The 25239-nt window shown below is 42.1% G+C and carries 15 protein-coding genes; 14 read left to right on the forward strand and 1 reads right to left on the reverse strand.

Annotated features, from left to right (window positions below; genetic code table 11):
* Nucleotides 1-469 precede the first annotated feature (469 nt).
* The 14 genes from tuf (at nucleotide 470) to LVQ96_03870 (ending at nucleotide 21900) form a co-directional block, all read left to right on the forward strand.
* The gene (tuf, locus tag LVQ96_03805) at nucleotides 470-1744 is read left to right on the forward strand and encodes a translation elongation factor EF-1 subunit alpha (protein ID MCW6170277.1); all 1275 of its coding nucleotides are present in this window, start codon (nucleotides 470-472) and stop codon (nucleotides 1742-1744) included.
* A gap of 11 nt (nucleotides 1745-1755) precedes the next feature.
* Nucleotides 1756-2070: a 30S ribosomal protein S10 gene (gene rpsJ, locus LVQ96_03810; GenBank protein ID MCW6170278.1), complete on the forward strand. Its 315-nt coding sequence runs from the start codon at nucleotides 1756-1758 to the stop codon at nucleotides 2068-2070.
* A 38-nt stretch (nucleotides 2071-2108) separates the two neighbouring features.
* Complete coding sequence (locus LVQ96_03815) at nucleotides 2109-4313, forward strand: elongation factor EF-2 (protein MCW6170279.1); 2205 nt, start codon at nucleotides 2109-2111, stop codon at nucleotides 4311-4313.
* Nucleotides 4314-4373: 60 nt separating this feature from the next.
* Nucleotides 4374-5021 carry a DedA family protein gene (locus tag LVQ96_03820; GenBank protein MCW6170280.1) on the forward strand — a complete coding sequence of 216 codons (648 nt, stop codon included), beginning with the start codon at nucleotides 4374-4376 and terminating at the stop codon, nucleotides 5019-5021.
* Between the two features lie 215 nt (nucleotides 5022-5236).
* Nucleotides 5237-5959 (forward strand): glycosyltransferase, encoded by a 723-nt coding sequence (locus LVQ96_03825; protein ID MCW6170281.1) that lies wholly within the window; start codon nucleotides 5237-5239, stop codon nucleotides 5957-5959.
* Nucleotides 5960-6145: 186 nt separating this feature from the next.
* A complete protein-coding gene (locus LVQ96_03830; protein ID MCW6170282.1) occupies nucleotides 6146-7030 on the forward strand; it encodes a hypothetical protein in 885 nt (294 codons plus the stop codon).
* A 1-nt stretch (nucleotide 7031) separates the two neighbouring features.
* Nucleotides 7032-8072, forward strand: a complete 1041-nt coding sequence (locus tag LVQ96_03835; GenBank protein MCW6170283.1) for a methionine synthase — start codon at nucleotides 7032-7034, stop codon at nucleotides 8070-8072.
* 469 nt (nucleotides 8073-8541) lie between these two features.
* On the forward strand, nucleotides 8542-10431 hold the full coding sequence (locus tag LVQ96_03840; protein MCW6170284.1) for a hypothetical protein: 1890 nt from the start codon (nucleotides 8542-8544) through the stop codon (nucleotides 10429-10431).
* Nucleotides 10432-10717: 286 nt separating this feature from the next.
* Nucleotides 10718-10945 carry a hypothetical protein gene (locus LVQ96_03845; GenBank protein ID MCW6170285.1) on the forward strand — a complete coding sequence of 76 codons (228 nt, stop codon included), beginning with the start codon at nucleotides 10718-10720 and terminating at the stop codon, nucleotides 10943-10945.
* 1514 nt (nucleotides 10946-12459) lie between these two features.
* Complete coding sequence (locus LVQ96_03850) at nucleotides 12460-16029, forward strand: ABC transporter substrate-binding protein (protein ID MCW6170286.1); 3570 nt, start codon at nucleotides 12460-12462, stop codon at nucleotides 16027-16029.
* Nucleotides 16030-16095: 66 nt separating this feature from the next.
* Nucleotides 16096-17052, forward strand: coding sequence for an ABC transporter permease (locus LVQ96_03855; protein MCW6170287.1), 957 nt, complete (start codon nucleotides 16096-16098; stop codon nucleotides 17050-17052).
* Nucleotides 17053-17064: 12 nt separating this feature from the next.
* Nucleotides 17065-19317, forward strand: a complete 2253-nt coding sequence (locus LVQ96_03860; protein MCW6170288.1) for an ABC transporter permease subunit — start codon at nucleotides 17065-17067, stop codon at nucleotides 19315-19317.
* A gap of 4 nt (nucleotides 19318-19321) precedes the next feature.
* The gene (locus tag LVQ96_03865) at nucleotides 19322-21508 is read left to right on the forward strand and encodes an ABC transporter ATP-binding protein (protein ID MCW6170289.1); all 2187 of its coding nucleotides are present in this window, start codon (nucleotides 19322-19324) and stop codon (nucleotides 21506-21508) included.
* 17 nt (nucleotides 21509-21525) lie between these two features.
* A complete protein-coding gene (locus tag LVQ96_03870) occupies nucleotides 21526-21900 on the forward strand; it encodes a hypothetical protein (GenBank protein ID MCW6170290.1) in 375 nt (124 codons plus the stop codon).
* Between the two features lie 209 nt (nucleotides 21901-22109).
* On the opposite strand, the gene LVQ96_03875 is transcribed toward LVQ96_03870, so the two are convergent.
* Nucleotides 22110-25205: a S41 family peptidase gene (locus tag LVQ96_03875; protein MCW6170291.1), complete on the reverse strand. Its 3096-nt coding sequence runs from the start codon at nucleotides 25203-25205 to the stop codon at nucleotides 22110-22112.
* Nucleotides 25206-25239 lie beyond the last annotated feature (34 nt).

Here is a 25239-nt window from a genome sequence, read left to right on the forward strand (position 1 = left end):
AATGGATAATAACATTTTCTAAGACTCTTTCGATCTATCGAAGAATCGGTTCTCAGCGATGAAAACGAATCTTGGAAGGTGCAAATCGCGGTTTACTATTGATCACCTTGGTATGCAGCCTTTTACTAGCTTGGTTAAGCTTATTCTTTCAAAAAGAATTCCCAGAAATACCACCTTCATGTCAGCATTTCCTGATGAATTCTATGGGTGGGTGCGAAAAAAAGTGTTTATATGCATCACGTTTCACTCCTCTTTATGATGCGGCTAAATTTTGAGTCATTTTGCCTTTCAATAAAACTCAAACTGGGGGAAAAAATCCACCATCATTTTTCGCTTCAATTAAGAATAGTTTCGCAAATAATACTCCTCGTAAACCGATAAGTTGAAAAAAGTCTATATATAGTCCAAGCAATCTCGGTTAAAATTGGGAATAATTCCAATTACTCAAAAAATCTAGGTGAAATGTAAAATGGCACAGCAGAAACCACACATAAATTTGGTTACAATAGGACACGTTGATCATGGAAAATCCACACTTGTAGGGCGTCTGCTCTTCGAGCACGGGGAGGTTCCACAGCACATTATCGACGAGTACAAGAAAGAAGCCGATGAGAAGGGAAAGGCGACATTCGAGTTCGCTTGGGTGATGGATCGCTTTAAGGAAGAGAGAGAAAGAGGAGTTACAATCGATCTTGCCCATAGGAAATTCGAAACGTCAAAGTATTATTTTACGCTGATCGACGCTCCCGGCCACAGGGACTTTGTTAAGAACATGATTACAGGGACAAGCCAGGCTGACGCTGCCATGCTTGTTGTGTCGGCAAGGGAAGGAGAGGGTGTAATGGCTCAGACAAGAGAACACGTCTTCCTTTCCAGAACACTTGGCGTTCAGCAATTGATCGTTCTTATAAACAAGATGGATGCGACGCAGCCGCCATATTCGCAGAAGAGGTACGATGAGGTCAAGGCAGAGATAGAGAAATTGCTTAAATCTGTTGGATATAAAGACATTCCGATAATACCGATCAGCGGATACAAAGGCGACAATATTGTAAAGAAATCAGATAACTTGAAATGGTTCAGTGGCCCTACACTTCTGGAAGCTCTTGATGCTCTGAAAGTTCCAGATAAACCAACAAACAAACCGTTGAGGCTCCCTGTTCAGGATGTTTATTCAATCACTGGTATCGGAACAGTTCCGGTAGGACGAATTGAGACTGGTATCCTTAAGGTTAACGATAAGGTCATATTTGAGCCAGCTGACAAGCAGGGTGAAGTTAAATCAATAGAAATGCACCATGAACCTATGCAACAGGCCGAGCCTGGAGATAACGTAGGTTTTAACGTGAGGGGCATAGCAAAGAACGACGTTAAGAGAGGAGACGTTTGCGGTGTTCTGTCGAGTCCACCCACGGTCGTCAAAGGATTCACAGCGCAGATCGTGGTCCTGAATCATCCGAGTGTGATAGCAGCAGGTTATAAGCCGGTCTTTCATGTCCATACAACCCAGATAGCGTGCCGCTTCGAGGAAATAGTAAAAACACTCAATCCCAAGGATGGAACAACACTCAAGGATCATCCAGACTACATACAGACAGGTGACATTGCTATAGTTAAGATCGTTCCAGACAAGCCATTCGTAATAGAAAAGGTATCTGAATTCCCTCAGCTTGGAAGATTTGCTATTAGGGATATGGGTCAGACTGTCGCCGCCGGTCAATGCATTGACCTTGAAGTAAAATAAGGCGATTAATTATGGCATCATATAGTGCAAGGATTTCCTTGAGTGGTACAGAACATAACGTATTGGACCTAGTTTGCAACGAAATAAAGGGTATCGCAAGCAGAACGGGCGTCGAGATCCATGGTCCGATTCCTCTCCCGACAAAGAGATTAGTTGTTCCGGTCAGGAAGAGCCCCGATGGAGAAGGCTCTTCTACGTGGGACAGATGGGAAATGAGAGTCCACAAGAGACTTATCGACGTCGATGCAGACGAAAGGACCCTGAGGCAACTGATGAGGATTCCAATTCCAGACGGTGTACAGATAGAAATACAGATCAAGTCATAGGTATTACACATTTTCAATTTTTAAGGAATGAATTGGGTATGGGAAGAAAAGAAGACAATATTGCCAAGGCTATGAAACTTATCGAGCAACCCGAAAGAATCAGGAACATAGGCATAGCCGCGCATATAGACCACGGAAAAACGACACTTAGTGACAACCTTATTGCCGGAGCTGGCATGATGAGTGAAGACCTCGCAGGAAAACAGCTGATGCTTGACTACGACGAGCAGGAGCAGGCACGTGGCATAACGATCAACGCTGCCGTTGCTTCTATGGTTCATGATTCTGAAGGGAAGGAATATTTGATCAATCTCATAGATACGCCGGGTCATGTTGACTTTGGTGGTGACGTTACAAGAGCAATGCGTGCTGTCGATGGTGCAGTCATAGTTGTAGATTCCGTAGAAGGTGTTATGCCGCAGACGGAAACCGTAGTTAGACAGGCTCTCAAGGAACGCGTAAAGCCGATACTCTTTATCAATAAGGTTGACAGGCTCATAAACGAGCTGAAGCTGAATGCGGACGAGATGCAGAAACGCTTCGTTAAGATCATTACGGACGTCAACAGGCTGATAACAAAGTATTCGCATCCTGAGTTCGGGAACGACTGGCAACTGAATGTGCAGAACGGAAAAGTCATCTTCGGATCCGCATATAATAACTGGGCTATATCGGTCCCAGCAATGGCTCTGTATAAGATATCATTCAAGGATATTGTTGATCTTGTAAGGGACGGAAAGCAAAAGGAACTTGCAAAAAAAGCACAACTGCATCGTGTTCTTCTTGACGCTGTTATCAAACATCTTCCGAATCCAAAGGAAGCCCAGAAGTACAGAATTCCGCAGATCTGGAAAGGGGATCTTGATTCGGACTTGGGAAAAGCAATGCTAGGTTGCAGACATGATAGTGCGGTAAGCGTAATGATTACAAAGATAATCGTCGACCCGCACGCAGGTGAAATAGCCGTTGGCAGGGTATTCAGTGGGACAATTGTAAAAGGAAGCGAACTGTATATATCCGGTCAGGGAAGCACTAAATACAAGATCCAGATGTTATCTATGATGGTGGGTCCGGATAGAATACCGGTGGATGAGATAGCCGCAGGAAACATAGCAGCAATGGTTGGTCTCAAGGCTGCCATGGCGGGATCCAGCGTCTCGTCACTTCCGGATATGGAGCCATTCGAACCGATGGTGCATTATTCTGAACCAGTCGTGACGCTTGCTATAGAGGCAAAGCATACCGCGGATTTACCGAAATTGATCGATGTCCTCCGAAGTGTTTCAAAGGCTGACCCGTCGATTCAGGTGGATATAAATCAGGAGACCGGCGAGCACCTTATTTCTGGTATGGGGGAACTTCATCTAGAGATTACGCTTTACAGAATCAGGAACGATTATAAGGTTGATGTAACAACTTCCGATCCGATCGTTGTATACAGGGAAACAGTTGAGCATAAAGGTGGTCCGTTTGAAGGGAAGTCGCCGAATAAGCACAACCGGTTTTATTTTGAAGTCGAACCTCTCCCACCTGCGGTCATAGATCTGATAAAGGAAGGCACGATACCTCAGGGTTCACGTTTCAAGGACAAAAAGGTAATAACAGACCTGCTTGAGAAAGCTGGATTGAGCAGGGAAGAAGCACGTGGTTTAGAGGCAGTTAGTGGAGACAATCTTATGGTTGACGTGACAAAGGGAATACAGTACCTCGATGAAACCATGGAACTCCTTATAGATTCATTCGATGAGGTCATGGCAAGAGGCCCGCTCGCAAACGAGAAGGTTTACGGTGTTAAGGCAAGGCTCGTTGATGCCAAGCTACACGAGGACAGTATCCACAGGGGACCCGCACAGGTTATCCCCGCGGGTAGAAACTCAATATACGGAGCTATGACACAAGGCGAAAGGATCCTTATGGAGCCGATACAGAAGGTTTACATCAATGTTCCGCAGGAAGTTATGGGATCGGTCACGAACGAATTGCAACAGAGACGGGGAGTAATAGAAGAAATGAACCAGGAAGGAGACGAGATAATCGTTTCTGCAAGGGTCCCGGTTGCTGATATGTTCGGCTTTGCTTCCGCGATAAGGAGCGCCACCGGCGGTAAGGTTCTATGGAATTCCGAGAACTCCGGGTACCAGAAGGTTCCCCGCGAGCTTCAACCTGAGATAGTCGGAAAGATAAGGGAACGCAAGGGCCTGAAGCCAGAACCATACGATGAAGCCTATTACGCTTCCATGTAAGTTCTGCAACATAATTTTTCAACACAAACATCTTTAAACAACTTTTATTTTCCCTTTTAAATGAGTTTCATTGAATCCATACTTAGCCTTCTTCATGCCTCATCCTCCCTCGTTACCGAGATAGTATCGAAGTACGGTTATGAGGGGATATTTGGATTGATGCTTCTTGAATCCGCCTCTCTGCCGATCCCCAGCGAGATAATAATGCCCATTGCTGGGTATTACTCAAAGATAGGTGTTTTGAATCCATTTCTTGCCTTTACCATGGCAGTTATTGGCGGATTGATCGGGATGGCCGTAGATTATTACATTGCCTACGGAATTGGAAAAGAAGTTGTTTACAAGCATCTGGCCTGGTTTCACATAAAGAAGGAGAGCCTCGATGCGTTCGATAGATGGTTCGTTGTAAATGGACCTGCTGCAGTTTTGATAATAAGGCTGATCCCGGGAATCCGCGGACTTATAAGTTTCCCTGCTGGGTTTGCGAAAATGCCGTTGAAAAAATTCTTTCTCTATTCTTTCATCGGTACTTTTGTCTGGGACATTGTCCTCTTCACTCTTGGGTTTTACGCGCTCTCATACGCTCTCGAGGGACATCATGTCTACATACTCTTTGCAATAATTGCTGCAGTGGCGATAGTGATGTATCTTGCGTATTATTTCACTATGAAGAGAGTTTCCAGGGCAAAGGAGGATGGGACATCCTGAGACAATCATTTTCACAATACTCTTTTGCTTCATGTTTTGTCAGAAAACAGGCAGTTGTATTTTTTAGCCGATACCGGATGCAGATTTTAATTACGAATTAAGTGATATAAAGGATCTCTTTTTAAATTATAGATCCCCACAATTGTTCATTCATACATAATTTAAGCACACATATGGAAAGAGATTAATATAACCATTCCTATTTTCAGCTTGAAATGAGAGAAGAGAAAGCAGATCTAAGTATCATCCTGGCTACATACAATGAAATATATAACCTTCCAGAACTGGTAAGCCGTATTGAGAATTCCGTTACAATTCCATACGAGTTAATTTTCGTGGATGACGGAAGCACAGACGGAACGAGGGAATTCATTATGGATTACTGTGAGAATCACAATGCAAAATACATATTTGGTAACAAGAAAAGGGGTACCCTTCTGGCAAGGTACAAAGGAATCATTGTTTCCAATTCCAAATATCTAATTATCATGGATTCGGATTTGCAACACCCACCGGAAAAAATAATGGACATGTATAAAAAATTGGAGGAAGGGTATGATTTCGTCAGCGCATCAAGATACATGGAAGGTGGTTCGCCGGGTGACAGAAAGGCTCTCAGGGGCGTTATATCACGTGGTGCGACATTCATGGCAAGACATTTTCTTCGATCTGTAAATCAGTTATCGGATCCGTTATCTAATTTCATCGCCTTCAGAAAGGATCTTAAGGTACAAATTTTTGATAACTGGGTAGGGTATGAGATTCCAATGCTGATCATGTCGTCTAATGCGAAATTAAGTATAGCAGAAATACCGTTTCAGTTCAAGGAAAGGGATCACGGAGAGAGTAAACTGACAAAAACGCCAGCTTTCTTCGTGTGGTACTTTATGGAGTTGATCAGGTACAGAAAACTCGAAGGCATTATCCGAAAGCGATAAGATCTCAAATACATCTGATGAATCTTTTATGTATCGTTTATCTGGTTGGTAAAATTATTACTGGCACAAATATTGTATTAAAAAAAGTTAATTCTAACCTCAGGATAACCATGATGTAAATGGCTCTCGGGAATAAGGGAAAAAATCTGCAATAAATCCGATGCTTAAATTGTTTCGAGGTGTGGTATGAGAATAAAAACCATGGTTTATGGAATATATCCAAAGAACGAGAATTTGAGGAAGAAGCTCAGTCAATGGGAAAGAGACATCATTTCTGGTAAAGAAATTTGTGAGGCTATAGACAGTGAGAAGAGGCGCATATATGAATTATTTCAGGACAACGGAATAACCTATTATACGGATCCACTCCTCAACTGGTATGATATATTCCGGCCACTTGCCTTGAGCATGGAGGGAATAGAACTTGGACCTCTCACTCGTTACCTTGAAACAAACACTTTTTATCGCAAACCCATTGTAGAATCTGTAGGCGGTATCCAGGCAGATCCAAAGGATTTCTTCGAACTGAAGGAGAATCCGCCTCTTCCACTATTCAATCTTGACAAAAATGCATCCCTGTTTTTTCCATCCCCGTACACATTTTTCAAGATGTCTATAGTCCCGGATGAATTAGATTTTTTAAAGTTCTCCCGTTCAATTCTTGATAATTATGCAAAGATCGCGCGAGTTTTCGGAATTCAAAAAATAGTCCTCTTTGAGTCTGTTCCATATGGCAATGACGATATATCGTTCTTATCTGATTTTGCAAGAAATTTTTCTTTGACGCTCATAACAACTGGCAATCTGGGCGAGAATAACTTTAAAAAATTCGATTCCAGATTAGAATCAGTAATCACAGATACTGAATACCTGGATGTTGCACAAGCGCACTCTCGAGTTCCGGGTGTAAAATTTATTGATGCTCACAAAACTGCTATGGAAAAAGCCGATGGACTGAAGAATTTTGAGAACTATGACGATTTGATACTGACTACAAACGATTACCTGGATTTCCTCCCCGAATCCATAGCTAATTCCAAGGTGGAGCTTCTGGGAACGGCAGGTGATTGAATTGGCCGGACTCATTACACAGGAAATCGGGAGTTTTAGGAAGCCGCTTTATCTTTCAAAGGTTTTTCACAAGATTTATGGTACCCCTGAATTTGAGGAGCTTGCACGAAAGGCTACGGTTGAAACGCTCTCGGTATTTGATGAAGTTGGTATGGATAACATTGGTGTTGGAGGGGAGATGTTTCGGTGGGAAATGTATGAACACCTGGCTGATAAACTTAGTGGGATCAAGTTCTATGGCATGGTCAGATCCTTTGATAATCGTTATTATAAGAAAGGGAGTGTAGTAAGCGAGCTTGAAAGGTCTCGCCCCTTTCATCTGGACGAGGTGGAATTTGTTGCAAGATCGTCTAGAAAACCAATGAAGGTACCGGTGACCGGTCCCTATACTATGATGGACTGGTCCTTCAATGACTTTTATTCAAATAGGCGCGAACTCGCAATGGAATTTGCACGAGTCATAAATGAGGAACTTCAGGCAATACAGAACGTGTGGGATAAGGTTTCTAATGGAAGAAAGCTGGAAATTCAAATAGACGAGCCGGCTGCCACCACTCATCCATCAGAAATGGATCTCGTTGTGGAATCTATTAACCGAAGTGTTAGCGGAATCTCAGCAGAAAAGAGTTTGCATGTCTGCTACAGCACGGATTATCGCCTAGTCTACGACAAGATGCCGGAGCTAGATATTGATGGATACAATCTGGAATACGCAAACAGGGACACGATAAACCCTGGAACGGATGATGAAGAACGCGTAGGATACCAGGACATAAAATATTTTGCGGCTGTCAATGAGACATTATCGGCAAAGAAGTTTCTGGGTGTCGGCGTTACTGATGTTCATACCGACTTTATTGAACCGGTGAAACTCATAGAAGATCGAATAAATTACGCGCTTGGAATCATAAGTGATCCGGAAATAATGAGGATAAATCCCGATTGCGGTTTGAGGACTCGTAGCCGGGAAATAGGGAAAGAAAAGTTACGAAACATGATAACGGCAAGAAATAATCTTTCGAAATCGAGATATCAACGATGAACATTTTTCTCATTGGTACTGCAAAAAAAACGTCAGGATAAGCGTGGAGGAGGCAACAGATCAATATACGGAGCTGATAAGGTTATGATAAATATTTGCTCCTGTTTGTTCGATATATCACAATAAAATAAGAGCGAACAGAGAACAATAACCTTCTTGAAAAACGAATCCCTGTAAGACAAAATTTCACAAAGAATTTTAGAATCCTCTTAAACTTATTTTTAATTTCGTTTCTTCCAACTTTGGTTCTATTTGTATCCTGTCTTATACACAAAATATTTTTTTGTTGGCACGTTTATTTCCATGAGTATAGGGTCACAACCTCCCTAACAGCGATCTATTAATAACCATGTGATTATGTTCTTATTTGCCCTTCGATTCCCCTAAGCATCACATCACAATCGCTATTGGCACAAATATATATATATATATATATATATATATATATATCATAAATTTATAACTAAGCATGGCAGAATCGAGTAAAGACAAACCGCCAATATCAAAGTCTTTAAAGATTGTTGCCATAGTTCTTGCTGCCATCATAGTAGTGTCATTCTTCACATACTATGAAGTGTCCAGAACGGTACCTTCTAAAAAAGAATCGTCAAGGATAGTAGGTTACCTTGGCCCTAAGGTTGACGTAATGGTCAATAATGGAAAACCCTTTCTCAACAATAATACAACGATTAATGTTCAGATGTTCTTTCCAGTTCCTGCATCTTTCAGGGATTCTCTATACGGATATAATGTATCAACGTCTAATCAGTCAAGCAACGGTGCTGACGACATGGTTTTAAACGTAACTTTGACACCGGAAAACAACACAAGTTCATTCTTTATGAATCCAACATTCAACAATATAACAAATGAATGGAGAGACCTTTTTTTCAAATATGAAGGTATTAATTATCCATCCTTAACAGTTGAGGCTCTCAAAACTGTTGTTGACAATGGAACGGCAAAGATATTCCAGTACTACAACAATTTTCCTTTCAATCCAGCAATGCAGGGGATGACACATTTCAACATAACAAAGAATGTGACGCCTGTACTATCGTCATATCTTAAAGGTACACAATTAAATTTATCCCGATTTAGCAGCTTATATATTTCAGATATTAACTTTACCCTTAATCTTACCTTCCCTTCGCAGCCAATCCAGACAGTAATTATGGATAATGCGTCATCTTATGCGGTTTCTCATTCCGATCTAAGTTCACCCCTTGTAAATCCCTTATGCAGTGGAAAAGAGGAACTGATAACGAGATACGTTACCGAAACCGTGAACACACTTAAGCACACAGAAACATTCTATTATATACTTCCTCTCGGAGGTATTCACATTGGCAGAAGGGCGGATGATGGAAATTCCCAGGTGGTTTTTGGAGGTTCAATTTTTGTATTGAACGGCACAATAGGTCTTAATTCAAACCAGGTCTACGTTTCGAGTTCAGGCGAGGAATCCACTACAATGTCTACGTCCCCCTCTTTCATGCACGTTGTTAGTATCAATGTCTCTGCAAGCGGAAATGCAACGAGTACTGTGCCGACAAAGATATCAGAAATCTTAGGAGATAATAGTTCAAATGCTATGAACCGCACGACTGCGTTTGTAGGGATTCAGGGGGCTGAATACCAGTTCTCGCACTACGTCAGGAATACATATACTTATAAACTTACATACCAATACATATATCCGAATTGTCTGTACCTCATATCCGATACACTGGTTTCAGCGATTTATGATGGAAATTCTACAATCGGAGAGATAATAAACATAAATTCAACAGCCGGGATTCAGATAACGGCCGAAGATGTCCCTATACCTGTGGCGTGGACAGTGCAACATGCACTTCTGCAATTCAGTAACGGTACAATACAACTTAAAACAAAAGGGAACGGCGAGGCTTATCAGTCAAGTACACTCTGGGCAATTACATCCGGATGGACAAACGCGACAAATGGTCTTAAGAAAACAGCAGAAGCAATGAAATTATTCTATTCTTTTTCTTCTCCTCTCTCACTGGGTTTGGCTGTCGTGGACGGTATTGCTGCTGTAAATGAGCTTGATTTGGGAGAACGTGCTGTGATCGCGGAATCTCTCAGCCTTATAGCATCTACTATAGGCCTTGCTGCAACAATTTTGAATCAATTTTCTTCCATCAGTTTTATTGACAGTACTCAATATCCTGGTGGTACGATTTACTCCTTTAACAATTACAATCAAATAGATAACGGCTCAAACTACACGATGCCTCTTTACGAAAGCTCTTATTCAGTAACCTTCACAGTGCAAGGAAGCGAGTATTCTTTTTACGCCCCTGAAAACTACTATAACGCCACAGAGATTTCCTAATTTTTCTCATCTCGGTCATAATTATAACCTTAACTCCTCAATTTTCTAGGACATAAGTCAAAAAAAAATCTTTATTGTTCCTAATCCTTCGCTTTTTCGTGAGTACATGAATCCCAAAATCAGGGAGATTGCCAAAAGGATTGGAGAGGAACGCGGAATCCTGTTAAAGTCAAGAAAAGCGGAAATTCTTATCTCTCTATACAGGGACACAACGTGGTAGGACAGGGAGAAGAAGAAACGTTTCGGTGTATCGGAATACACAAAGAGGGCAGATGAACATGGCCTTGTGGAGAAGAATAGGAGATCGATATACGAGTTCGGCAATTTCGAACTCCTTCTATCCGCAGTGAAGGACATAGTTCCTGAACTCAAGCACTACTTTCTGGATCACTGGCCTGAGATCATCGCTATGTCCATGATTAGGGCACAGGATCCTAAACCGACACGCTATATGAAGAGCTGTCAACGCAGATCAATGCATTCCTCTCTGAAAATACAATATTGGAAAAACTGAGGATCATCGGATCAGACATAGCCTCTCAGACGCGGTTTTTCGAGTCGCTCACCAGCAATGGAGCTCGCATACCGTTCGATTTATCATCTATATTCTCACAGTCGGAAAACATCAACCTTGCAGAAAAAGGTCATAATCCGAAACATCTTCACATCAACCAGATCAATATAGCCCTGATGGTTTCGAAGTAGGATCACTAGCTCGAATACCGTGCGGTGTTTGAGGGTTCAAGATCAGGCCTAGCCACCATAAGGAATCTGTTAGCCGCGCTCACTCAACTGGGGTACAGTAAATCTCTGGGCACAATAATATAGGTTTGCGGAAATAATTCCATGAAGAATGTGAAGGATAACGAACTCACGTCATAGAATCTCATATCGGGGATTCCGAAAAGCGTGAATGCCGCAGCATAGATCATCCGCAATGCAGAAAAAAGAGAGATACCTCAGAATTTTGTCAGGAAGACGAAAGTGGCAAATGTCTATGCAACTCTCGTGAATTGGATATCTACGGCATTGACAAGCATCGCGGTATACCTGAATACCTTGGAAACCCCCTGAACGAAAGGGCGGGTCTCAATTCAGAGCTTTTCCGTATCGACAAGGAACCATAGAACCTTCCCCCCGAATGCGTGGAATGCAATAAGGTGAAGAACCACAATGAGATATCGCGTTGTGGGTGAATGGAGGCCCTACATGGACGTGAGGATAAACAGCAAAGGCGGAAAGTGGATTAAATGGCGATACCATTCGCATGCGATGAATGCATAGGAGAAGCTTGACGGCAGATCTGCGATCCTGTGCACGGTTCCATCAATTTCCGCTGAAGAGATAGTTAACATGCATCTGGACAAGGATTTAGTGTAGACGGTATTCCGTACAATGAAGACGCAGGAGAAGATCGTTCCCGCAAGGCACCGGCTGGAGAGGTATGCAAGAGTATGTGTTTTCGTCATGATCACGGCATACCGCCTCATCGCTGCTCTTGTATATTCCCTGGGGAATCCAGCCACAGAGAGCCGTGGGAAACCATGCGGAAAATCCTTGACTCCTTTTCAAGAGTGTAGATAATAAAGATCACGTTGGGAAAAGAGTACTGGGTAAGGTATCTGAACCTTAAGCCTTCTTTCAAAGAAATACTGAAAAAGATCGGCTACGGGAAACTATTCAACGAAAAAAAACGGGCGAAATAAATACCAGATTCTGGAGGTGGCACATCGAGCGCCATTCAGGTAGGGAAACTGATTAGGTCCTTTTGCTTCAGTTCGAGATCCATCATTGGTATATTGTTAAGCATGAAAATTAGCGAAGAACCTACGGATGAGAAGCCGTAGAGCCGCGTTGAAATTCCCTTGAATTCGGTGTATGGCGCCTTCCTCAGTCACATTTAAAGGAATGATTCCATCATGTTTCATGTTCTTGGTTTGGCCTCATGAATCGCGAGAAAATCAACTAATATCCGACAAGGTTACGAAACGCCAAAATTTATATACAGATATTGCGATAAGGTCAATTATGGTGCATAGAAGAAACATGCATTTAAATGAAAAGAAAGTTTTGATTGCTATAGGAATAGCGCTTTTAATGGTGCTTTCTGGTTTTGTGGCTATTTATTCTGGTATGCCGGGGGCAAATCACGTATCACGTGGAAGCTCCACTTTGCCAGTAACTCCAAGCGCTTCGGCAGCTCCTTGGACTTATCCAACAACGACTATGAATGAACCAGGTTATACTAACGGCACATACAAAGTCGCAACAGTGAATAATATTGGGCATGAAAGTATATACCTCTATTCAAGTTTGTATGCTGCTATGGTATTCAACGAAATATACGATTCAGCGACAAATCTTCTGCCAAACGATACCATAGTTAATTGTCTGGCAACCAGTTATTCATCACAGAATGTTACAGCTCAGCATATGAAAACTTGGGATCCACTGACTCAGTCAGAACAGGACGTTAACTACACGTGGATCGTCCACATCAGACCCGGTGTTCAATGGACTGACTTTAATTCTACCAATGCCGCAGATACTTATGTCTACAGTAACCATACAACGGTGTACAACACAACTGGGGCGGAATTTAATCACACCTATAAATGGTCGCCAGTTACGATGAAAACGCATTATGTTCAATCTGCTGACTTTATAATTTCATGGGAGATACTTAATACTGCTACGGACTTCTCGGGTGAATATTCTAATGTCGTAAACGTTATTCCAATCAACAATCTAACCGTCGAGTACGAACTCAGCAATTATTCAGCCGAATTTTTGACATACACCTTAGAAACCTCCATAATCCCGTATCATATCTGGGATTCTCATATCTTCGCTGATACATCGGGCTACTGGAACTACAATGCGACATTCGCCGCCAAAAACGCAGGAATGGGATATAACGACTGGGAGCTTGGGTACAATGCAGCGACTGGATTTGCACCCGATCTAATAGGGTCTGGTCCGTTCATGATGAATGGCGGCTATGGAATGCCTAAGGGATACATTCTTGAAAATCATGGGTGGCAGCTTTATGTCAATCCTCACTGGTACGGTCAGTACACAAATGCGTCTGCCGGTTTGAGGCAATATACGCCAAAAATATATTCGATTGAGATCAAATACTACACATCGGCATCAAACGAGGTTTCTGCTCTGGTGAAAGGTGAAGTGTCAACCATTATTGAAGGCGTTGGTCCTAATTTTGTTCCAACTGTTGAGACTATCCCATTTACGTACATCTACCACAAACCCTCATCTACGTTTGGTATTATGCAAGTAAATTCCCTTTCCTCTGACGCACCTTTCAACATTACTGCTTTGAGGCAGGCTCTTAATTATGCAACAAACAAAGCATATCTTGCAAGTGTGGTTGATTCCGGATACGAAATACTTGGTCAGCCAAGCATTCCTCCATCTGATCCACTCTGGAGAAATGATACGACCCCTTCGTACGCTTACAATCCTGCCAAGGCGGAGCAACTAATTAGATCGATACCTGGAATGACAAATGTATCCGGTGAATGGTACTATCACGGAAAGCAGGTTACAGCCAATATTCAAATAACTCCAAGTAGTGAAACCCCTCTAGCTGTGGAAGGTGCACTGCTCACACAGGGATGGTGGGACGCGATTGGAATTAAGACGTCCATAACTTACGAATCATTTACGACGCTTATTCCGAATCTTGAGGATTACCATTACAATGTTATAGAACTTGCGATCACAGGAATAACAGGCGATCCGACCGGTGACTTATTTGCATTTTATAACAATGCTTCAATTGGAACAGGCTTCTACGAAGGCCCATTCTCCTCAATCACATTCGGTGGTGTTCATTATACCGGTAAACAAATAGATGCTTTGATGAATAAGCTCACAGTGGAAATGAACGGAAATTACACACTAGGCCAGAGAATTAAGATTTCTGATGAGATACAAGGTATCGCCGCAATAGAATCTGTGAATATCAATCCAGGATATCCTGTAGATATACTACCATTTACCAACTCAACCTTTGCAAATATATCAAGAACGTCAGCTTTACCGTATGCAGGTTATATGTACTGGGCATTTATGACCGTTCATAAGAGATCTACGCCGCTCGTATCACACGTTAGTTCACACCTGGATGTTAGCGTCAGTATTCCAAGTCTGCTGTATTACAATGGACAATACGCTAATGTTACTATAACCGTGACTAACAATAAGACTTCAACTCCCGTTAGCGGGGCATCTGTGTATGTTGGGTATAACCCAACTGGAGCGCTGTTAAACATTACATCTAACACACTAACCACCGATTCTTCCGGAGTAGCTATCTGGGAGTTTCAGGTATTAAATTCTCAAACACTGGTATATACGAACGGATACACCGGAATGGTGAATATAAGTGCTGTCGCATCTGTAACTACAAGCGGAGTTGGACCTGGACTAGGTTATAATTCTACCAATATTGTTCCGCGTAGCCTCATGTTGAAGATTGCCTCGACACCTGTTCTAATTTCCGGTAATGCAAAGCAACTTTATGCCATAACAGTGGAAAACGGTACGGGTGTTCCTCTTTCTGGGTTCTCATATGAACTGCAGGCATTAAATGGTGCTGTAATAATCAGTACCGCGATGTCTGGACAGACTGTGTCATATTCTACAACTCCATATGTTTCTGCAAACGATACAAATAACCATGTGAATAACAACGTAACTTCGATATCAGGTGTAACGGGTTCAAATGGAACCATAGATATATACGTCCAAGCAAATTCGAGTTTTAACTTTGCTGCTCTTGGTAGCTCTGTAACAAGCTATCTCTTTTTCGGGAGTATCGTGTCAGGAGCCCCGGTTGGAGGACTTCCTGGTTACATGTTGCCAGCTGAAATGACAACTGCTAACAATGCAGGTGGGTTTGGGGTGCAACAAGTAATCGAGTTTCCTGTAACCATCGCATCATCAGCACCAGCCGTTAAACTGAACATAACCGAGAGTGCCACAACAATAGCATATAACGGATCATCAACGGTTACCGTAAAGGTTACTAATTCTACCGGTTCTCCAGTGGCCAATGCCAGTGTTGATTTGATGCTGCAGAACATTTTCGGAGCGAATAGAGGATACTTCTATGCTCCTTCTGGGGTAGATCAGCTGTTCAGCAATCCAAATGCCGCATTCGGGAGCCTGTACCTTCAAGGTATTGCTGTTAAGACAGATTCGCACGGATTTGCTAATGTGACCTTCTATCCAAACCTATTTACTTACTCTAACGCGAGCAGCCCAGTATTTACAAATGTGAGCTACACGGGTTATGTACCTGCAGACTCTTGGATAGTTACCGTTGAGGTTGGCAATGGTTCTACAGTTGCATCTGGATTTGTTGTCTCTAGTAGAAGCTCAACAGCCCCAACACCTACTGTTACACCGCCTCCTTCTCACAAAGTTGCTCCACCTGCACCTTTCCCCTGGCTGTACGTGATCATCGCTGTTGTCGTCATAGTGGCGGTAATTGGAGCAGTATCTGTCATATTTACTAGAAAGAAAAGTTCGGGAGGCGGTTCTTCAAAGCCTCCGCAGCAAGGAACTAATTAACATTTATTTTTTTTTTCGTTGTGAAAGTTTGCTTAAAGAGTGGTAACTTTGAATGTCTACTTAGCTTTGAGAAAGATCTTACAGGGTGTTATACTCGTAATATTCGTAGCTATAATCATTTTTGTAGTCTATAGATTAATGCCAGGTAATCCACTTGATCTTTTCATCCACAATCTGGGGCCCAAGGCAACGCCTGCTGATGCCAAACGCCTTGCTATTAGATTGGGCCTTGAAAATGGTAAATGGTCGCTTTCTGGGTTTCTCATATATATGAAAGACATGTTCACGGGTAATTTCGGGACCGACTATTATTCTGGCGAAACGGTTCTTCAGCTTATCAAAACTGCCTTACCCTATACACTTGTTTTAGTCGGAACAGCTACCGTTCTGGGTTGGGTTATAGGTATCCCTCTAGGTATTACTGTTTCTAGGTTAAGGAACAGAAAATCAGAAAGTGTTACTCTTTCCCTGAGTGTGATTCTTACTTCAATACCATACTTTGCTCTCGCCATTTTTCTTTACCTCTTTCTTGTGGCAAATCCCTCAACTAGTATATTCCCTGTTTCTTCTGAATTTTACTTTAATCTTAGTAAAAATTCAATATTAACTATAGCAAGAGATTTAGCGCTTCCTGTTATAACATTAACCGTTGTTGGTGCGACGGGACATTTGATTACAATGCGGGCATCAATGGTCTCTACTTTGGGTGAAGATTACATTACCACAGCTAGAGCAAAAGGAGTACCAGAAAAGGCGATACTCAGAAGACATGCTGCAAGGAATGCGATTATTCCAGTTTCGACTAGGATGGCGCTGGAGATTGCTCTGATAGTCAGTGGGGCTCTGATCGTGGAGATAATCTTTAGCATACCAGGAATGGGGTTGCTCCTTTATGACGCTACTTTTCAGGAGGACTACCCACTCGCTGAGGCTGCAGTTTTTATTATTTCCCTGATGACTGTAGTTGCATACATTTTAATTGATTACATTCATTCATGGTTGGATCCAAGGATAAGGGTATGAGGCGGAGAATTTATGGATAATGATTTAAAGAATAAAAAAAGATCATTTTTGCAGTCACCTGAATTTAGAAACTTAAGGAAAAATTTTAAGATTTTCTATAAATCAGCGTATGGAAAAACGAGTTTCTATATACTGCTATTGTTTGCTATAGTTGCGCTTCTTACGCCTATTTTGGCGCCACAACCCTATTCTTATATTGTCCCTGCTATAGATACCCACTCTGCAGAATTACGCTTCTCCGAGTATCTCCCGGGAGTAAATTCATCCTCACTAACGTATTTCTCACCTCAAGCCTCATCTCCTTCGGTTTCCGGTACCACTATAATTACCTTTGGCCTTTCAAATGGCACTGTATATTCCGTCGGTGATGGAGCAACTTCTTCCGCTTCAATCGGGTCTGCATATAGGATATTTACCGTGCATGTTAACTCAACAAATAGAATGCTCCCCCCTTCTGTGATAACTTTGTCATCGTATTATATCATGGAGCATCAGTTTGAGGAATCCCTCTCCAACTTCCTTGTTTGGGCGACTTCAAACGGCACTGTCGGTATAAGTCAGATATCTTGGACCGGCCATTCGCCTGGCGCAGGGCAGCCATTCACAAGCGGTAATGAAAGCGTGAGGTTGAACGGTTCCATTATTTCCACTCCCGTTTCAAATGCACCAAGGCTCGAATCTACTATACCGACGTACGTTCCGTTCTATGGAACTAATGTTGTTTCATCTGCAATTGGAGGTAACCCTGGAAAAATATTGGTTATTACAGAAAATAAAAGCTCGCTCTTTCTTACGCAACTTTTTGCTTATCCACTTTCAGTTAATTGGACAGTGAAATTGCCTGGAACATCTGCGGTTTCGTCTCCGCAATTTTATGGTTCTTTTTTTAGTTCATCCAAAGGTACAATGGCTCTCGTAGGACAAGGATCTGTGCTCTATGCTTTTAATTCAAGTAATGGTGCCTTAGTCTGGTCTCATAAATTCAATTCAAGCATTTCTAGCGTTCCTTTTTTCATTCCGCGCAGCTATCAGATAACTGATTCTACGTATAACTCAATTTTTGTAGCTTCAGGAAATTCAGTTTATATGGCGTCTCTTGCAAACGGAACTTCGCGGGAAATTCTTACTACCTCCAGTAGAATTTATACGTTAACTGGTACATACGGGTCTTCTGGATTCCCCACCGTACTGTTGACCGAAACTGGACACAACCTTTATGTCACAACACAGAACTTAACAAGTGATAAGTTTCGTACTTTCAGATATAACCTCCCTACTTCTGCTGGCTCTTTCTTGTTCACGCCGGCATATGATCATTCGTCCAGTACATTTGTAATTCTTTCCACTCGTGGTCTGTTTATTTCCGTAAGTGCCTCCACATCCAATGTTTCAGATCCATTTACGTGGAGCGCTCAGATAACCCCTACTCCACTGAATGTCACGGAACCTCTATTTTTCCTGGATACTACTACGGGCAGGGAGGAATTCGGAACAATCACGCAAAATGGCCATCTAGTTGTCTATGATGTTTTATACAAAAACAACAATCCTATTCCTCCAACTTTCAACACCAGATCGGGGATGTGGCTTCCTCTTGGCACAAATCCTTCCGGAAATGATGTTTTTTCGCAATTTATCCAGAGTTTTGCTTCCGACTGGGAACTGGGCCTTGCTATCGGTCTTTTTACGATATTTATCGCTGTTTTAGTTGCCATGCTGGTTGGCTTCCTCACAAACTTTGTTAGTAAATTCCTGGAGACTATCTCTCTTGCTATATATCTTATTCCTGGCTTGGCTCTTTTGATAGCTATGGCTTCAATTTTGGGAGAAAGCTTTGGCAATTTGATTCTCATCGTGACGGTGATCGGATGGCCTTTTACGACGTTCACTCTTATAGGTGTTGTCAGGCAAGTTAAGTCGAGAACTTTTGTGGAAGCATCAAAACTGTTCGGCTCCAGCACAACAAGTATTCTTAGAAGACATATATTACCAAATATAGCACCCTTACTAGTCTACCTCCTTGCGTTGAGCATAAGTGGTGCCATTGGTGGTGTTTCGACTCTTCAGTTTCTCGGTATAGCTCCGACAACTGTAAATACATGGGGGGGGATGCTCTCTGGACTTGATGGGGACTTCTTTGAAGGCATACTCGCGCCATGGTGGGTTATTCCTCCGATCGTAGCCTTGACTGTTTTTATTCTAGCTTTCATCTTTGTTTCGAGGGGCTTGGATGAGGTTGTGAACCCAAGACTGAGGAGGAGGTAATCGCATGAGGCAAGAAACCGAGACGATTTCAAAACATACCAGTGTAGTATCTGTGAACAACCTTGACGTATCATTCATCACAGTGGACGGTCAGGTTGCCGCTCTAAGAAACATAAACTTCGAACTGCAGGAAGGAGAAATACTTGGAATAATTGGCGAAAGCGGTTCGGGGAAGTCGACGTTGGCGTTAAGTATGATGTCTCTGCTTCCGGAAAATGCCATAGTTTCCGGTAACGTAAAATTTGAAGATGAAGAAGTTACATCTGCCAAAAACTCGGGCAAGGCTTATTTTAAGATTCCTCCAAGAAAGAGGAGGATACTTGACGAAAGGCTCGCCAATATCAGGTGGAAAGGTATTTCTATGGTATTTCAGGGGGCAATGAACTCCTTAAACCCTGTATACACTGTCAGGAGACAAATTGAAGAAGTGTTCCATTTACATACGAATTACTCCAAGGATCAAATAAATGATAAAATTCAGGAAACTGCTAGATTGGCTGGTTTTAATACCAGTTATCTGGATTCCTACCCTCATGAACTTAGTGGCGGAATGAAGCAGAGGGCCGTTCTTACGATGGCGCTTGCACTTGATCCGAAATTGGTCATTGCCGACGAGCCCACTACCGGCTTGGATGTTATAACCCAGGCCAAAATTATTTCACAATTTAGAATGCTGAAGGAGACTGGAAGAATTAAGTCCATGGTCATAATTTCGCATGATATAGGCGTCGTAGCCCAACTCGCAGATCGTATAATGGTTCTCTATGGAGGAAAGGTCATGGAGGTAGGGACACCTGAAGAAATTTACGTTAAATCTGCTAATCCTTATACAAAGGCTTTGGCCGAAAGTTATCCATCAATTCGGAGCACGAGAAGACTCATAAAGGGAATACCAGGTTCTGTCCCGGATCTTCTTAATCCCCCAACTGGGTGTTACTTTGCAGAAAGATGCGTATATGCAGATAAGACATGTTACGAGAAGGTACCTGACTCTATAGAAATATCACCAAATCATTTTAGTTTATGTCATTATGCTAAAGCATTCTCTCAGGGTAAGCTCAAAGCCTCTAGAACTTTTCCGGAAAGCTCGGACGACAACTTTCAGCAGTCGTATACAACGTTTACAGGGGATGTTATTGAAGCAAAGGATCTCTCCAAGTATTACGATCTGATAGGAAGCGCCTCCGAACGTCTTTTTAGTGTTGGCAGCAAAAGAAAGGTGCATGCTGTGGATCATGTCACCTTCAATATTAAGCGGAAAGAAATTCTTGGCGTAGTCGGTGAAAGTGGTTCAGGAAAAACGACGCTTGGTAGGACCCTTATACTGTCGATTCCTCCCACAAGTGGTAAGTTGGTATTCTATCATGAATCGTCAAGTGGAACAGAAGAGTTGGATCTCTTTAAACTTAAAACCAGAAACAAGAATTTTCTGGATTTTCGTCTGAGGAATCAGTTAATTTTTCAGGATCCGTATGATTCCATCAACCCAAAAATGTCCGTTCTCGATATAGTTTCCGAACCATTGAACGCACAACGGAAGAAATATAAAGATACGGATATAGAAGCGACGGTCTATAGTGCTCTAGAAACTGCAAATTTAAAACCCGCTTCCAATTATGTGAACAGGTATCCGCATGAACTTTCGGGAGGCGAAAGACAGAGGGTTTCCATAGCCAGGGCGCTTGTTACCCGGCCAGAGTTTCTTGTAACTGATGAACCAATCTCTATGCTGGATGTTTCTATAAGGGCTAACATAATGAATCTCCTGAAGAAGATAAGAGACGAGTATAGCCTCACGATTCTTTACATTTCTCATGACATTGCCTCAACACGTTACATGGCCGACCGTGTCGTTGTCATGTATCTCGGCGCAATGGTGGAGATGGGGCCATCTGAAGAGCTTATAGCAAACCCCTTGCATCCATACACTAAGGCTCTAATTAGCGCTATTCCCCAACCGGATCCAAGGATTAAATTAACCAGTATAGATATTATCGGTGAAGTCGGGAATTCCATTAATTTGCCTAAAGGGTGCAGATTCTATGACAGATGCGTTTTCCGTAAAGATATATGCCGTGATACTCCTCCACCGGTTAAGGGAAGCGGTGATAGATTCTACGTTTGTCACTTTGATCAGGGAACTCTTACAAAGAATGATATGATAGATGATGATTCAAGTTCTTTGCTGTAGTTGATTTAAGGAAAAATATGGATAAATTAGAGACTTCAGATGAAAGCACAGGACCGCGTCACGCAAAATTGAAGCTTTCACTTCCCCCTCTCCTTCTGCTGGCTTTTTTGTTGCTATTCACTGCGACCCTGTTTCATTACCGTGGAAAATCATCGGAGGAACCAATGCCATTGGTAATATTTATAATCGGATTCTTTGTTGCGATGTTCGGTGCTTTCTATGATTTTGGTGCAAAAGGATACGTACTTAAGATTTTCGAGCATGGGGTTCCTCTTAAAGAAAATGATGTAAGATACATAAACAAACAACAACTTATAATGACTAGTATTTATATTGGAATAAGTGGATTATATTTTCTGAGCGCTTTATTGCTGTATTATTATGTACCATAATAGAGATCTTATAATAGTTTTTTTAGGAGATCTGTAGCCCTGGTACACTATCGTAATAGGGCATTGAGTAAGAGATACGTTTCTTAGATTAAAGATTATACAATTTCTTGCATGGTATTTTCCTGACTTCTGATCCGACCCATCACTGAACAGTTCGGCTATCTAGCCAACCGTATAATTCTCAAATCACGTAAACGAGGGTATTTCATCTACTCCGGAATGACGGGGTCGTTAAAGCTTGGAATATCTTCCGCCATAGAAGTCAGAGCGTAGTCGAGCTGAGGATCAACGTTCTTGTAGTAGTCCAAAGGACTGTAATGCACCTCGACATCCGGGTCGACTCCGTAGTTTTCCACGCCATAGCCGGTTTCCTTGAACCAGAACGAGTACTCCGGCTGGGTCAAAACCGAACCATCAATCAACTTACGCCTTGGCGAAATTCCAACAACTCCGCCCCATGTGCGGACACCTATCAGTTTGCCCAGCTCCAGGGCTTTGAAAGAATAGCTGAATATATCTCCGTCGGATCCTGCATACTCATTTGTGATAGCGATCATGGGCCCGTTAACGGAGTTGGTGGGATAGGGATGGAGGCTCCCTCTTCTAGGTTTGTCATATCCCAATCTCCTGTTCAGGAGTTTCTCCAAAATCAGTTGAGAAACGAAGCCTCCGCCATTATATCTTACGTCTATTATCATGCCATCATACGCAAGTTCAGTGACATACAGCCGATAAAATTCATTAAGGCCCATCATTCCCATGTCAGGGATATGCACGTAACCGATCTTGCCATTCGATTTCTCGTGCACGTATTTTCTGTTCTGCTCGACCCATGAGCGGTACCTTACGTATCGATCATCATCAAGTACATTGGAATACAGAGAGAGCGTTTCAGAATCCTTTCGTTTTAGCTTGACCCTCAAGGATACCCCAGATTTGTTGTTTAAAGCCTCAAAAACGCTAGTTTTCTCTCCTATCTCTATCCCATCTATCTCCTGGATAACGTCGCCCTCTTTGGCAGGAATATTTGAAGTCAGAAATGGCGATTTCTCGTTTTCGTTAGATGGATCGCCACAGTAAATCTTCTTGACAGAGTATTCACCATTATGATAGGAGAAATCCACAGCAAGTTTTCCGATCTTCGATGCTTCTATCTCGGTAGCATGGCCAATGGTCTCGTAAGAGTGTGAGGTTCTGAATTCACCCTGCATCTCAGTTATAACGAAACTGAGATCGAATCTTGTCTGGCAATAAGGCAGTAGGTTTCTGTATTTATCATAGATGGTTGAGGATATCTTATCCGCTTTTTTCTCGTCCCAGTAGTTGTCTCTCGCTAGTTTCCAAGCCTCATCATACATCTGCCTGAATTCGTCTGTTCTGGAAGATCTTAGCTTCAAACGATCAATGTCAATGTTGATCTCCTCATCTGGTTTTTCAAGATCTATTAGGTATATTTTCAAGTCATCCTTGCGAAACAGCATCTTTTTGAGGTCGTCAGAAAACCTGAAATCCACAACATCTTTCTTAATGTCCTTTGACTTCTTTTCCTTAAAGTCGTATTTCTGAAGAATTCCTTTTTCAGGCGTTCCATTGTAATAAGCTGAGAATTCTCCATGAGGTGGAACCTTGAACAGATACACGCCCTTCTCTGTCGGAATGATGGATCTGTAGTCTGCCCTTTCCACATCTATGATTGATGACCTCAAGATAGCATTCTCCAGATCGTACTCTCCGGGTTCTCCGATAAACTTCTCTGCTACAGTTCGTGCGGGATTTGTATCGTTTAATTTTAGTGGTATGACAAATGGTTTAGATATGCTGCTATAGCTGAAATTGAAGATTAATTTGTCAGCATCTGGATCAAGGCTTCTGGTCGAGAGGTAAAAGAGATACCGCGATTTTGGGTCGAAAGCCGGTGCATAGTCATTGGAATTCCTTGATGTCATATCATACGTTTTCTCGGTTTTTAAATCATATAACCTTATTATCCTTTGAGAATAGCTACCAAGAAAAGTGGCCTTGATGGGGAAACTGTACGCTATGAATCTAGAATCCTGGGAGATCGAAAAGTCAAGTATCATCTCTTCCTCGCTCTTGTCTATTCTCTTCACTTTTTTGTCCTTTAGGTCCACAAGAAGAATTTCAAATCTATCATTTCCAACGACAGCATATCTGCCATCAATAGAAGTCCTGAGAGAAAATATGTTACCAAAATCAAAAGGAATAGATTCCGTCTTATCGGTGTCTTTATCGTAAAGCTTCAAGACATCGCCATTGATTGTTCCGAAAACATAGAGAATGTTTTTTCCTGCAAATTGCGCATTCCTTATTCTCAAAGTATCAGGAATCTTCACCTGATAACTCAGGTAAGTGTCGCTGAGAAAACTCTGACCTCGGGAAACGAACAGGAAAATATCATCGTTTGCAACATGATAATCATCAAGATATTTCGAAGGGGTGCTGAATAATGCATCATCCCTGTCGGAAACAGGGCCGATCTCAATTTCTTCTACAGAATCAGTTTCGGGATTGAAGAAAAATATCCTTCCGCCTTTTGAGAAAACTATGTTTTTTCCATCTGTGTTCAAGTGTCTTGGATAGTAGTCGTCGAAATTCGTGTGCTTCTTGAGACCTTTGCCTTCTAGGTCTGTAGAATATATCTGCCCAGATCCTTCCAAATCAGAAACAAAGTATATCCTGTCACCAAAGAGAATTGGTGAAGATATGTGGTTGTTAAGATCGATGATTTTACTGAAACCAGTGTCGGTGTTCCCTGCCCATACTTTTCCTCTCGTTCCTCCGTGGTATTCTTTCCAGTGCAGCAGATCAAACGTATTACGTCCAATGAAAGTCTTATCATTACTATAGATTATGTGAGTCGCAGGACCAAGGTTTAGAGGCTCAAAATCTCTCCCATCATCGACCACTCTGTAAAGGAATGTCATCGATCCAAATGGTGCGAAAGTGTCGGTGGAGATGATTATTGATCCATCCTTAGAAAAGCCTGCAACATCAGTAAACATCCTTCTTCCCACACTCTTTCCTGAAAAATATGTAAGGCGTTTTATCGATCCTGTCGAGAGATCTACAGTATATAGATCAGCGGAGTTCAAGGATTCACCGGTCATGGCCCTGAATACGATTTTAGTCCCACCGTCGTAGTAACGCGCATTGTTAATTACGCCTACACCGGAAACCAGCTTTCTTTTCTCTTTGCTGACTATGTTATATTCCCAGAGATCATCGCAGCAAATGAATGCTATTCGATTGTCATACACATCCGGATTCAAAAATAGGTTCGACATGCAACAGTATTTTCATGATCGTATTTAATTTGTT

This window comes from Thermoplasmatales archaeon (assembly GCA_026127925.1).
Classification (GTDB): Archaea; Thermoplasmatota; Thermoplasmata; order Thermoplasmatales; family Thermoplasmataceae; genus JAKAYB01.